Source organism: Pseudoduganella sp. UC29_71, from assembly GCF_042693265.1.
Classification (GTDB): Bacteria; Pseudomonadota; Gammaproteobacteria; order Burkholderiales; family Burkholderiaceae_D; genus Rugamonas.
Genome location: NZ_CP170549.1, coordinates 2,314,906 through 2,327,900 on the forward strand (window position 1 = coordinate 2,314,906; position 12,995 = coordinate 2,327,900).

Annotated in this window: 11 protein-coding genes; 9 read left to right on the forward strand and 2 right to left on the reverse strand. The window is 64.9% G+C overall.

Annotation, left to right across the window (positions count from 1 at the left end; all coding sequences use genetic code 11):
• Nucleotides 1-19: 19 nt before the first annotated feature.
• The 8 genes from ACFJI2_RS10110 (at nt 20) to ACFJI2_RS10145 (ending at nt 9,816) form a co-directional block, all read left to right on the forward strand.
• Nucleotides 20-1,669, forward strand: a complete 1,650-nt coding sequence (locus tag ACFJI2_RS10110) for a 3-(methylthio)propionyl-CoA ligase (RefSeq protein WP_377704867.1) — start codon at nt 20-22, stop codon at nt 1,667-1,669.
• Between the two features lie 46 nt (nt 1,670-1,715).
• The gene (locus ACFJI2_RS10115; RefSeq protein WP_377704868.1) at nt 1,716-2,954 is read left to right on the forward strand and encodes a branched-chain amino acid ABC transporter substrate-binding protein; all 1,239 of its coding nucleotides are present in this window, start codon (nt 1,716-1,718) and stop codon (nt 2,952-2,954) included.
• 149 nt (nt 2,955-3,103) lie between these two features.
• Nucleotides 3,104-3,991: a branched-chain amino acid ABC transporter permease gene (locus ACFJI2_RS10120; protein ID WP_377704869.1), complete on the forward strand. Its 888-nt coding sequence runs from the start codon at nt 3,104-3,106 to the stop codon at nt 3,989-3,991.
• Entirely contained in the window at nt 3,988-5,268 is a 1,281-nt protein-coding gene (locus tag ACFJI2_RS10125; RefSeq protein WP_377704870.1) for a branched-chain amino acid ABC transporter permease, read from the forward strand. The genes ACFJI2_RS10120 and ACFJI2_RS10125 overlap by 4 nt, the downstream gene beginning before the upstream one ends.
• Nucleotides 5,265-6,020 carry an ABC transporter ATP-binding protein gene (locus ACFJI2_RS10130; RefSeq protein ID WP_377704871.1) on the forward strand — a complete coding sequence of 252 codons (756 nt, stop codon included), beginning with the start codon at nt 5,265-5,267 and terminating at the stop codon, nt 6,018-6,020. The genes ACFJI2_RS10125 and ACFJI2_RS10130 overlap by 4 nt, the downstream gene beginning before the upstream one ends.
• Before the next feature lie 11 nt (nt 6,021-6,031).
• Entirely contained in the window at nt 6,032-6,739 is a 708-nt protein-coding gene (locus ACFJI2_RS10135; protein WP_377704872.1) for an ABC transporter ATP-binding protein, read from the forward strand.
• 167 nt (nt 6,740-6,906) lie between these two features.
• A complete protein-coding gene (locus tag ACFJI2_RS10140; protein ID WP_377704873.1) occupies nt 6,907-8,994 on the forward strand; it encodes a 3-hydroxyacyl-CoA dehydrogenase NAD-binding domain-containing protein in 2,088 nt (695 codons plus the stop codon).
• Between the two features lie 129 nt (nt 8,995-9,123).
• Nucleotides 9,124-9,816: a PEP-CTERM sorting domain-containing protein gene (locus tag ACFJI2_RS10145; protein WP_377704874.1), complete on the forward strand. Its 693-nt coding sequence runs from the start codon at nt 9,124-9,126 to the stop codon at nt 9,814-9,816.
• A gap of 16 nt (nt 9,817-9,832) precedes the next feature.
• Here the strand turns inward: ACFJI2_RS10145 and ACFJI2_RS10150 are convergent, their stop codons facing one another.
• Nucleotides 9,833-10,375 (reverse strand): GNAT family N-acetyltransferase, encoded by a 543-nt coding sequence (locus ACFJI2_RS10150; RefSeq protein WP_377704875.1) that lies wholly within the window; start codon nt 10,373-10,375, stop codon nt 9,833-9,835.
• A gap of 70 nt (nt 10,376-10,445) precedes the next feature.
• Here ACFJI2_RS10150 and ACFJI2_RS10155 point away from each other — a divergent pair, with 70 nt between their 5' ends.
• Entirely contained in the window at nt 10,446-11,207 is a 762-nt protein-coding gene (locus ACFJI2_RS10155; RefSeq protein ID WP_377704876.1) for a substrate-binding periplasmic protein, read from the forward strand.
• 78 nt (nt 11,208-11,285) lie between these two features.
• Here ACFJI2_RS10155 and nadB read toward each other — a convergent pair whose 3' ends face one another.
• Nucleotides 11,286-12,899 carry an L-aspartate oxidase gene (gene nadB, locus ACFJI2_RS10160; protein WP_377704877.1) on the reverse strand — a complete coding sequence of 538 codons (1,614 nt, stop codon included), beginning with the start codon at nt 12,897-12,899 and terminating at the stop codon, nt 11,286-11,288.
• Between the last annotated feature and the right edge of the window lie 96 nt (nt 12,900-12,995).

Sequence of the window (12,995 nt, forward strand, 5' to 3'; positions counted from 1 at the left end):
AAGTTACTTAGGAGATCCAATGTCGCTTCCGCAGAGCCCGTTGATGGGGCAGATGATGAATCAGCCCTTGCTTGTATCCGGCATCATCGAATTCGCCGCCCGCCATTTCGGCGACAGCATGATCGTGTCGCGCCGCGTTGAAGGCGACATCCACCGCTACACCTACCGCGACTGTCACCAGCGCGCGCGGCGCCTGGCCAATGCGCTGGGCGGCATGGGCATCGCGCTGGGCGACCGCGTCGCCACGCTGGCCTGGAATGGCTACCGCCACCTGGAAGCCTACTACGCCGTGTCCGGCTCCGGCGCCGTACTGCACACCATCAACCCGCGCCTGCACCCGGAGCAGATCGCCTACATCATCAACCATGCCGAAGACCAGGTGCTGTTCTTCGATCTGACCTTCCTGCCCGCCGTGGAGGCCATGGCCCAGATGTGCAAACAGGTGAAGCATTACGTGCTGATGGCCGACCGCGACCGCATGCCGGCCGACACCCGGATTCCCAACCTGATGTGCTACGAGGACCTGATCGCCTCGCACTCGGACGTCTACACCTGGCCGCAGTTCGACGAAAACTCGGCTTGCACGCTGTGCTACACCTCCGGAACCACCGGCAATCCGAAGGGCGCGCTGTATTCGCACCGCTCCACGGTGCTGCATGCCTACGGCTCGGCGCTGCCGAACGCGCTCAACGTCACGTCGCGCGACGTGGTGCTGCCCGTGGTGCCCATGTTCCACGTGAACGCGTGGGGCTTGCCGTACTCCGTGCCGCTGAGCGGCGCCAAGATGGTGTTCCCGGGCGCGGCGCTGGACGGCAAGTCGCTCTACGACTTGTTCGAGGCCGAGCAGGTGACTTTCTCGGCCGGTGTGCCGACCGTCTGGCTGGGCCTGATCAATTTCATGCTGCAGAACAAACTCAAGTTCAGCAGTTTCCGCCGCACGGTCATCGGCGGCTCGGCCTGCTCGCCGGCCATGATGAATACCCTGATGGACGAATTCGGCGTGGAGGTGATCCACGCCTGGGGCATGACGGAGATGTCGCCGCTGGGCACGGCTGGCGTGTTGCTGAGCAAGCACCTGGAGCTGCCGGCGGTGGAACAGCGCAAGATCCTGCTCAAGCAGGGCCATGCGGTGTACGGCGTGGACATGAAGATCGTCGACGATGACGGCAAGGAACTGCCGTGGGACGGCAGCAGCTACGGCCACCTGATGGTGAAGGGGCCCTGGGTGATCTCGGCCTACTTCAAGGGCGAGGGCGGCGATCCGCTGCAGGACGGCTGGTTCCCGACCGGCGACGTGGCCACCATCGACGCTGACGGCTACATGCAGATTACCGACCGCAGCAAGGACGTGATCAAGTCCGGCGGCGAGTGGATCGGCACCATCGACCTGGAAAACATCGCCGTGTCGCATCCAGCCGTGATGCAGGCCGCGTGCATCGGCATCGCGCACCCGAAATGGGACGAGCGCCCGCTGCTGGTGATCGTGCGCAAGCCGGGCATGGAGGTGAGCCGCGAGGAGCTGCTGGCCTTTTACGAAGGCAAGATCGCCAAATGGTGGCTGCCGGACGACGTGGTCTTTGCCGATGCGCTGCCGCTGGGCGGCACCGGCAAGGTGCAGAAGAACAAGCTGCGCGAACAATATAAGGAGTACAAGCTGCCGACGGCATGAACCGTCAGCCGGAGTTGTAAGATGGGCAATCACAACTAAAAAAAGGATGGAGACTATGACCTACCGCACGCTCGCTGTTGCTGTCAGCCTGACCCTGTTGTCCACGGCCGCGTTGGCCGAGACCGTGAAAATCGCCTTTATCGACCCGCTCTCCGGCCCGTTCGCGCCGGTCGGGCAGAACCAGCTCAAAAGCTTCCAGCTCATCGCCGACATGGCCACCAAGGGCAAGTGGGCCGGCGAGAACAAGATCGAAGTGACCGGCTTCGACAACAAGGGCAGCCCGCAGGAATCGCTGACCCAGCTGAAGGCCGTGATCGACCAGGGCTACCGCTACATCACCCAGGGCAACGGCTCCGGCGTGGGCCTGGCGCTGCTGGACGCGGTGAACAAGCACAACGAACGCAACCCGGGCAAGGAAATCGTTTACCTGAACTACGCGGCCATCGATCCGGACATGACCAACAGCAAGTGCAGCTTCTGGCATTTCCGTTTCGACGCCAATTCCGACATGAAGATGGAGGCGCTCACCAGCTACATGGCGCCGGACAAGAACATCAAGTCGGTCTACATCATCGGCCAGAACTACGCCTTCGGGCAGGCGGTCAGCCGCGCGGCCAAGGAATACCTGGCGCGCAAGCGGCCCGACATCAAGATCGCCGGCGACGACCTGCACCCGATCGGGCAGGTGAAAGACTTTTCGCCCTACATCGCCAAGATCAAGGCGTCCGGCGCCGACTCCGTCATCACCGGCAACTGGGGCGCCGACCTGGCGCTGCTGGTGCGCGCCGCCAAGGACGCGGACCTGAAGGCCAACTTCTACACCTACTACGGCATCACCACCGGCGTGCCGACCGCCATGGGCGCGGCCGGCGCCGAGCGTACCAAGATCATCGGCAACTGGATGATCAACAACGAAACCTTCAACGGCAAGGAAGTGGTGGAAGCCTTCAAGGCCAAGTACAACGACGACTACTACGCCGCGCAGACGCACGTCATCATCACCATGCTGGCGCAGGCTATCAAGGCGTCCAGGACGGCCGATCCGGTGAAGGTGGCGTTCGCGCTGGAAGGCATGAAGGCGCAGTCCCTCAACGGGGGCGTGATGATGCAGAAGCAGGACCACCAGCTGCAGCAGCCGCTGTACATCGGCACCTGGACCAAGGTCAACGGCAAGGACGTCAAATACGACCAGGAAAACACGGGCTACGGCTGGAAGATGGACAAGAAGATCGATGCCTACGTGGCCGGCCAGCCGACCTCGTGCCAGATGAAACGGCCGGGCTGAGCGCCGGCCGCCGACGTCCGCCGGCCCCGGCGGCACCTGGCGGGTTAGGCGCGCAGCGCTAACCCGCCCTACGGGTTCTCGTGGAGCTTCAATGGAATTTACCCTGTTTACTACTGCTTAACGGCATCAGTTATGGACTGCTGCTGTTCATGCTGTCGTCCGGTTTGACGCTGATCTTCAGCATGATGGGCGTGCTGAACTTTGCGCACGCGAGTTTTTATATGCTGGGCGCTTATATTGCCTATACGATCAGCAGCGTGGTCGGCTTCTGGCCGGCGCTGGTGCTGGCGCCGGTTGCGGTGGGCTTGCTGGGCGCGCTGGTTGAGCGCTACGGCTTGCGGCCGCTGCACAAGTTCGGCCATATCCCGGAGCTGCTGTTCACCTTCGGGCTGTCCTTCCTGATCGTGGAGCTGGTGCAGCTGATCTGGGGCCGCGCAGCGGTGCAGTACGCCATACCCAAGCAGCTCGATGGGCCGCTGTTCACGCTGTTCTCGACCAGTTTCCCCGCCTACCGCGCCTTCATGATGCTGGTGGCGCTGGCCATGCTGGGCGCGATCTGGCTGGTGCTCACGCGCACCCGCGTCGGGCTTGTCATCCAGGCGGCGCTGACGCATCCGGACGCGGCCGAGGCCCTGGGCCACAACGTGCCGCGCATCTTCATGTGGGTGTTCGGCGGCGGCAGCGCGCTGGCCGGGCTGGCGGGCGTGATCGGCGGGAACGCGTTCGTCACCGAGCCGGCCATGGCGGCCACCGTGGGCAGCATTATCTTCGTGGTGGTGGTGGTCGGCGGCATGGGCTCGCTGGCGGGCGCCTTCGTGGCGTCGCTGCTGATCGGCATCATGCAGACGACGGCCGTGGCGCTGGACTATTCGCTGGCGCATTTGCTGGGAAAAGTGGGGGTGGCCGTTTCGCCAGCCACGCCGGCGTATGCGCTGCTGAACGTGACCATTGCGCAGAGCGCGGCCATCCTGCCGTATCTGCTGCTGGTGCTGATCTTGATTTTCCGCCCTAAGGGCTTGATGGGGACGCGCGAATGAAAGAACTACGTTATACCCCGCTGAACCTGGGCCGCTGGCTGCTGTGGTGCGGCTATGCGCTGATCCTGCTGGCCGCGCCGCTGGTGTTCAGCAAGGGCGGCGGCCTCACGTTGCTGTCGCAGATGGGCACGGTCATGATCTTCGGTCTGTCCTACAACATGCTGCTGGGGCAGGGCGGCATGCTGTCTTTCGGCCACGCGGTCTATTCAGGGCTGGGCGCCTTTTTCGCCATCCACGCCATGAATATGGCTGGCGCGGGGCAACTGCCGGTGCCCACCAGCCTGATACCGCTGGTGGGCGGGCTGGCGGGCGTGGGCTTCGGGGTGCTGTTCGGCTACGTCACCACGCGCAAGGCCGGCACCACGTTCGCCATGATTACGCTGGGCCTGGTAGAGCTGGTGTTTGCCAGTTCGCTGATGTTCCCCGGCTTTTTCGGCGGCGAGGGCGGCGTGACCACCAACCGCGTGATCGGCGGCGCGGTACTGGGCATCACTTACGGCCCACAGATCCAGGTGTACTACCTGATCGCGTTCTGGCTGTTTGTCTGCACCGCCGCGGTCTACGCGTACACGCACACGCCGCTGGGCCGCATCATCAACGCCGTGCGCGACAACCCGGAGCGCGTGGAATTCATCGGCTACGACACCCAATGGGTGCGCTACCTGGTGGTGATCCTGTCGTCCTTCTTTGCCGGGATATCGGGCGGGCTGTCGGCGATCAATTTCGAGATCGTCAGCGCCGAGAATGTCAGCGCCATCCGCTCGGGCAGCATTTTGCTGTTCACGTTCATCGGCGGCATCGGCTTCTTCTTCGGACCGTTGCTGGGGGCGATCGTCGGCATCCTGTTCTCGGTGCTGCTGTCCGACTTCACGCCGGCCTGGCAGCTATACCTGGGGCTGTTCTTCGTGCTGCTGGTGCGCTATGCGCCGGGCGGCCTCGGCAGCCTGATCATGCTGCTGCTGCGGGCCGCCAAGTTCGGGCAGTTCGGCCGCATCGCCGGCCCGCTGGGCTGGGTGTGCCTGGCCGTGCTGCCGGGGCTGATCGGCTTTGTTGCGGGCGTGGAGATGCTGTACCACATGACGCTGGAGGCGGCCAACGGCAGCGTGAAGCAGCTGTTCGGCATGGCGGTGGACACGAAAGCGGCGCCGCCGTGGCTGGTCGTGGCCGGCCTGCTGGTAGTCAGCATCGCGGCGTGGCGCACGGCGCAGCCGCTGTTTGCCGAGGCGTGGGGGGCATCCTGCGCGGCGATTGCAGTCCAGACCAGGAGCGCGCGATGAAGGCATTGGAGTTACAGGACGTGCGCAAGAGCTTCGGCAAGTCGGAGATCATACGCGGCGCAAACCTCAGTATAGAGCAGGGCGAGCGCTGCGCGGTGATCGGGCCGAACGGCGCCGGCAAGTCCACGCTGTTCAACCTGATCTCGGGGCGCTTCCCGCTCAGCAGCGGGGAAATCCGCCTGAACGGGCAGCGTATCAGCGGCTTGAAGCCTTACCAGATCAACCGGCTCGGCTTGTCTCGCAGCTTCCAGATCAGCAATCTGTTCGTCAACCTGTCGGTGTACGAGAACCTGCGCTGCGCGGTGCTGTGGTCGCTGGGCTACAAGTATTCGTTCTGGCACCGGCTCGGCAAGCTGCGCGACGCGCATGAGCGGGCCGAGCAGGTGCTGGAGGAGATCGGCCTGCAGCGCCATCGCCATGTGCCGGCCGCCGTGCTGACCTACGCCGAGCAGCGTGCGCTCGAGATCGGCATCACCATCGCGGGCGGCGCGGACGTGATCCTGCTGGATGAGCCAACCGCCGGCATGAGCCGCTCCGAGTCGGACGCCGCGGTGGAACTGATCCGCAAAGTCACCGTGGGCAAGACGCTGCTGATGGTGGAGCACGATATGAGCGTGGTGTTCGGCCTGGCCGACAAGATTGCCGTGCTGGTGTACGGCGAGGTGATCGCCTGCGACACGCCGGAGCGGATACGCGGCAACGCCGACGTGCAGGCGGCTTACCTGGGCGGCCACGAGGAGGCTGCCGCATGAGTGGAGAAGCTATGCTGGATATCCGTAACTTGCACGCCTACTACGGCAAGAGCCATGTGCTGCACGGGGTGGACCTGCACGTGAAGCCGGGCGAGATCGTCAGCCTGCTGGGCCGCAACGGCGCCGGGCGCTCGACCCTGGTCAAGGCCGCCATGGGGCAGGTCAGCGCCACCGGCGCGGTGCGCCTGAAAGGGCAGGAGATTCTCGGGCTGAAGGCCTACCAGATCGCGCATAAGGGGCTGGGCTACGTGCCGGAGAACCGCGACGTGTTCCCCACGCTGACGGTGGAGCAAAACCTGGTGCTGGGGCAAAAGCGCGCCGGCATGGGCAAGGGCGGGGCGGGCCGCTGGAGTCTGGACGATATGTATCGCATGTTCCCGCGCCTGCAGGAACGGCGCGCGGTGGCGGCCGGGGTGCTGTCCGGCGGCGAGCAGCAGATGCTGACGCTGTGCCGCACCTTGATGGGCGACCCGGACCTGATCATGATCGACGAGCCGACCGAAGGGCTGGCGCCGAAGATCGTGGCGCTGGTGGCCGAATATCTGCTGGCGCTGAAGGAGCGCGGCATTTCCGTGCTGCTGGTGGAGCAGAAGCTGGCCATCGCGATGGAGATTTCGCAGCGCGTCTATGTCATGGGCCACGGCGCCATCGTGTTCGAGGGGACGCCGGGCGCCCTGCGCGCGGACGCCGCCGTGCGCAAGGAGTGGCTGGAAGTGTAACATGGCCGCCGCAAGCGCTTGCCCCACCGGCGAGCGCACCGCACAAAAAAAATAATACGACCGTTCGTTTCTGCGGTATAGTTAAGTTTTGCAGCCCGCTCCTCACTTACATCCACACTTAAGTACACTTGACTATACTGAGCTACAACTTACAAGAAGGAAGAGACATGAGTGCCGAATACCAAGTTCACGGCTCCGTAGCCGTTATTACGCTGAACAATCCGCCGGTCAATGGCCTGGGCCATGCCACCCGCAGCGCTGCGGTGCAGGGCATGCAGCAGGCGCTGGCGGACGACGCGGTAAAAGCCATCGTCATCACCGGCGCGGGCAAGGCGTTCTCGGGCGGCGCGGATATCAAGGAATTCAACTCCCCGAAAGCGCTGGCCGAGCCCAGCCTGCATTCGCTGATCCGCACCGTGGAAGAATCGACCAAGCCGGTGGTGGCAGCGATCCACACCGTGTGCATGGGCGGCGGCCTGGAACTGGCGCTGGGCTGCAACTACCGCGTGGCGATGCCGGGCGCGCAGATCGCCCTGCCGGAAGTGAAACTGGGCCTGCTGCCGGGCGCCGGCGGCACGCAGCGCCTGCCGCGCGTGCTGGGGCTGGAGATGGCACTGAACATGATCGTCTCCGGCACGCCGGTAGCGTCCGAGAAGCTGGCCAAGACCGCCATCTTCGACGAAGTATTCGCCGCCGACGCCAACCTGCTGGAATCGGCCATTGCCTTCGCCGGCAAAGTAGCGGACGCGCGTCCGCTGCCAAAGGTGCGCGACCGCAAGGTGGACTACCCGAACCACGAAGCCTTCCTGCAATTCTCGCGCAACACGGTAAAAGCCATGTCCGGCCCGTTCCCGGCGCCGCTGGAATGCGTGGAGTGCGTCGCCGCGTCCGTGACCATGAAGTTCGAGGACGGCCTGAAATTCGAGCGCGAGCGCTTCCTCAAGCTGATCCAGACGCCCGAATCGAAATCGCTGCGCCACGCCTTCTTCAGCGAGCGCCAGGCCAGCAAAGTGCCGGATGTCCCGGCCGACACGCCCACCCGCGCCATCAAGAAGGCGGCCGTGATCGGCGCCGGCACCATGGGCGGCGGCATCGCGATGAACTTCGCCAACGCCGGCATCCCGGTCACCATCCTGGAAATGAAGGCCGAGGCGCTGGAAAAAGGCCTGGCCACCATCCGCAGGAACTATGAGAATACGCTGAAGAAGGGCAAGCTGACGCAGGAGAAGTTCGACCAGCGCGTGGCCCTGATCACCGGCACCATGAACTACGAGGAAATCGGCGATGCCGACATCGTGGTGGAAGCCGTGTTCGAAGACATGGGCGTGAAGGAAACCGTGTTCCGCAAGCTGGACGAGGTGATGAAGCAGGGCGCCATCCTGGCCTCCAATACCTCCACCCTGGACGTGGACAAGATCGCCGCCTTCACCAAGCGTCCGCAGGACGTGATCGGCACCCACTTCTTCAGCCCGGCCAACGTGATGAAGCTGCTGGAAATCGTGCGCGGCAAGGAAACCGGCAAGGACGTGCTGGCCACCACGCTGGCGCTGTCGAAGAAACTGAAGAAGACCGGCGTGGTGTCCGGCGTGTGCGACGGCTTCATCGGCAACCGCATGATCGAGCAGTACAGCCGCCAGGCCGGCTTCCTGCTGGAAGAGGGCTGCCTGCCGGAGCAGGTGGACAAGGCGGTGGAGAAGTTCGGCTTCGCCATGGGACCGTTCCGCATGGGCGACCTGGCCGGCAACGACATCGGCTGGTACATCCGCAAGCGCCGCTACGTGGAATCGCCGGAAATCACCTACTCGAAGACCGCCGACCTGCTGTGCGAAATGGGCCGCTTCGGCCAGAAGACCGGCGGGGGCTGGTATGACTACAAGGCCGGCGACCGCAAGGCTTACCCGAACGAGGAAGTGAACGCGATGATCGTCAAGCATTCGGCGGACATCGGCGTGGTGCGCCGCAAGATCAGCGACCAGGAAATCGTCGAGCGCCTGGTGTATGCGCTGGTGAACGAGGGCGCGCAAATCCTGGAAGAAGGCATTGCGCTGCGCGCCTCGGACATCGACATGGTCTACCTGACCGGCTACGGCTTCCCGCTGCACCGCGGCGGCCCGATGTTCTACGCCGACACGGTGGGCCTGCCGAATGTGCTGGGCACCATCGAGCGCCTGTCGCGCGGACGCCACGGCGAAGCGTGGAAACCGGCACCATTGCTGGTGAAACTGGCCGCCGAAGGCAAGGGTTTCAACGGCTAAGCAGTTATCACGCAGGGAAATAGGGCGGCGCTATCGAGCGCCGCTTTTTTTATGGCCGGGATACACTCCTGACAAGCTTATACCGAGCTCAACAGTAGTATCTTGCCACCTTACGCGGGAGATTCAAACATGAATCAGAATGCCTGCTTTGCTGCCATGCTGGTCTGCGCCTCCGTGGCCAGCGCCCATGCAGTGCCAATTACAGCCTTGATCAACACCGGCAGCGCCGCCTCCGGCGTCCTCGACACCAACTACCTGCTGACCGTGGAACGCGGCGGCACCCGCCTGACGGAGCGCTACGGCTATGTGTCGCAAAGCGGCCTGTGGGACCAGACGCCGTGGCTGGCCAACTCGGCCGCGTCGAAATGGATAGTACCGGCGTCGGACGCATGGACCAGCTATGACGGGGCCAGCGACGGAATCTATCGCTACAGCCTCAGTTTCGACTTGAGCGGCTACCGGGCGGACAGCGCCTGGTTCACCGGCCGCTTCAGCGCCGACAATGCGGCGCAAGTGTTCCTGAACGGACGCCTGCTGGCCACGGGCAGCGATTTTTCGCGCTGGACCAGCTTCGGCGCGGACGGCGGCTTTAACGACGGCGTGAATGTGCTGGAATTCGTCGTGACCAATTACAGGTTGTCTGCCGGTAACCCCACCGGGCTGAGGGTGGAGTATCTGGGCACCTATATCGAGCCGGCCGTGCGCCATCAGCTGGCCCTGCGGCCGGCTGCGTTCGAAGTGCCGGAGCCGGGGTCGGCCGCCGTGTTCATGGGCGGCCTGGGCCTGATCGGCATGATCTCGCGCCGCCGCCGGCGCGGCTGAGGCCCGAAGTCGCTGGCTAGGCGATGTGCTTGCGCATGCGCGCCAGCGGCACGCTGACGCCGCCTGGCAGCGCGATGTCGAACGGCTCCACCACGGCGAAGCCGCTGGCCAGATACAGCGGCACGCCGGGCATGGTGGCGGCCAGTTCCAAGGTCAGGTAGCCCTGCGCCGCAGCTTCGCGCTGGCAATGTTCCATCAGCATGCGTCCCAGCCCCTGGCGGGCGGCGGACGGGTGCACGAAGAAGGCGCGGATGCGGCCGGGCTCGGTAGCCGGGTCCAGCAGGCGGTCCGGGCCGGTCTTGGTGCGGTCGGCGCCAAACAGCGTGGCGCGCTTGCTCCAGCCTCCGCAGGCCAGCGCCTCGCCGCCGCGCTCGATGATGAAATACGTGCCATCCTCAATCAATTGCGTATCGACGCCGAACACATGGCGCGTGACCGCCTGCGCCTGTTCCGGCGTGTAAAAACCCGCACTCAGTTCAATCCCGGACAGGGCGATCAGCGCTTCCATGCGCGGCACGTCGTCCATGCGTGCGGCGCGGAGGTGGTGTGGTGTCGTCATATGGATACGGTAATGCAATTCTTTTGACTAGTCCATTCTCTTGGGTATCATGAGTGCATAGGGAGAATTAATGCACAGACTAGCCAAAGTTGCCGCGGCAACGGCCCTGCTGGCCATCGCGCTGGTGGCGGCGAGTGCCGGCGCACGGGAGCTGCTGGTGGTCGGCGCGCATTTCGAGCGGGTCTACGAGCGCCGCGCGGACGGCGAATTCACCGGCATGGGGCCGGACATCGTGCGCATGGTGGCGCGCCGCAACAAGGACTCGGTGCGCTTCGAGATCTATCCCTGGGCGCGCGCGCAAGCCATGGTGACGCAGGGGCTGGCCGACATCCTGGTCGGCCCCTACAAATCGGCGGAACGGCTGGAACGGATGGCGTTTTCGCGCTCGGCGTTCTATCGCGACGACATGGTGTTCTACGCGCCGGCCGGCGCCGGCCACGGCTGGCAGGGCGATTACGCGGCGCTGGAGGGCAAATCCATCGTGGTGATGAACGGCTGGGCCTACGGACCCGGCTTCGACGCGGCGCGGCCGCGGCTGCGCGTCAGCGTCGCCAACAACGTTGAAAACGGGCTGCTGATGCTGACCCACAAGCACGTGGCCCTGTTCGCCAGCAACCGCCGCAACACGGAGCCGGTGCTGGCCGCGCTCAAGCTGGGCGGCCAGGTGGTGGCGCTGCCGCACGTGATCGAAGTACAAGACGGCTACTTCGCCTTCCCCAAGCGCCCCAGCCACGACCCCATCCGCGCCAGCTTCGACGCCGCCTTCGACGCCCTGATCGAAAACGGCGAGCTCAAGCGCCTCAGCCAGCGCTACGACGTCGACATCCCCTAAGCGAGCTGAGCCGCATTCGGGGTCTGACCCCGAATGCGGCTCAGCTCGGCAGGTGGCGCGGGCGGCTGGGCCGGGCGGCTAGCGGCGGGCGGGGGTGAGGATGCTGGGCAGGGCCTTGGGCAGCGTTTCGGGGTAGTCGCGGCTGAAGTGCAGGCCGCGGCTTTCGCGCCGCTGCAGCGCGCTGTTGACGATCAGGCCGGCCACGTCGACCAGGTTGCGCAGTTCCAGCAGGTCGCTGGTGATGCGGAAATTCCGGTAGTACTCGTCGATTTCTTCCTTCAGCAGCGCGATGCGGTGCTGCGCCCGCTCCAGCCGCTTGGTGGTGCGCACGATGCCGACGTAGTTCCACATGAAGCGGCGCAGTTCGTCCCAGTTGTGGGCAATCACCACTTCCTCGTCGGCGTCGGTGACGCGGCTTTCGTCCCAGTCGGGCAGGTAGGGCGTGCCGACGCGTTCCTTGCTTTCGATGTCCTGTGCGCAGGCGCGGCCGATCACCACGCATTCGAGCAGCGAGTTCGAGGCCAGGCGGTTGGCGCCGTGCAGGCCGGTGCAGGCGGTCTCGCCCACCGCGTACAGCCCCGGCAGGTCGGTGCGGCCTTGCAGGTCGGTCACCACGCCGCCGCAGGTGTAGTGCGCGGCCGGCACGATGGGAATCGGCTCTTTGGTGATGTCGATGCCCAGTTCCAGGCAGCGCGCGTAGATGGTGGGGAAGTGCTCGATCAGCCAGGCGGCGGGCTTGTGGCTGATGTCCAGGTGCACATAGTCCAGGCCGCGCTTCTTGATTTCGAAGTCGATGGCGCGCGCCACCACGTCGCGCGGGGCCAGTTCGGCGCGCTCGTCGTGCGCCAGCATGAAGCGCATGCCGGCCGCCGGGCCGGCTTCGGGCGGCAGCTTCAGCAGGCCGCCTTCGCCGCGGATCGCTTCGGTGATCAGGAAGGACTTGGCATAGGGGTGGTACAAGCAGGTGGGGTGGAACTGGATGAATTCCATGTTCGACACGCGGCAGCCCGCACGCCAGGCCATGGCGATGCCGTCGCCGCTGGCCGTGTCCGGGTTGGTGGTGTACAGGTAGACCTTGCCGGCGCCGCCGGTGGCCATCACGGTGTGTTCGGCGGCCACGGTGTGCACTTCGCCGCTGCGCACGTCCTGCACGTACAGGCCGTGGCATTTGGGCTGCAGGTTGCGGCGCTGTTCCTTGCCGTCGAGCTTGTCGGAGGTGATCAGGTCGATCGCGCAGTGGTGTTCGAACAGGCTGATGTTGGGGTGCGCGCGCACCTTCTGTTCCAGCGTGACCTGCACCGCGTGGCCGGTGGCGTCGGCGGCGTGGATGATGCGGCGCTGGCTGTGGCCGCCTTCGCGCGTCAGGTGGAAGCCCAGTTCGGCGCTGTCGTCGCGCGTGAAGGGCACGCCCTGGTCGATCAGCCATTCGATGGCGGTGCGGCCGTTTTCCACGATGAAGCGGGTGGCGTCGGCGTCGCACAGGCCGCCGCCGGCCACCAGGGTGTCGGCGATGTGCTGGTCGTGGCTGTCGCCGGAGTCGAGCACGGCGGCGATGCCGCCCTGCGCCCAGTTGCTGGCGCCGTCCAGCAGCTCGCGTTTGGAAATGATCGCAACCTTGCGTGTTTCGGCCAGGTGCAAAGCCACCGACAGGCCGGCCAGGCCGCTGCCGACAATCGCAACATCAAATTTCATGGTTCTGGGTTCACATTGCTGAGTAGGAAACAAGACTATAGACGATTTGCCGCCGGCCTGTCATGGCGCGGTCATTTTTGCGCAAGATGTTGATCT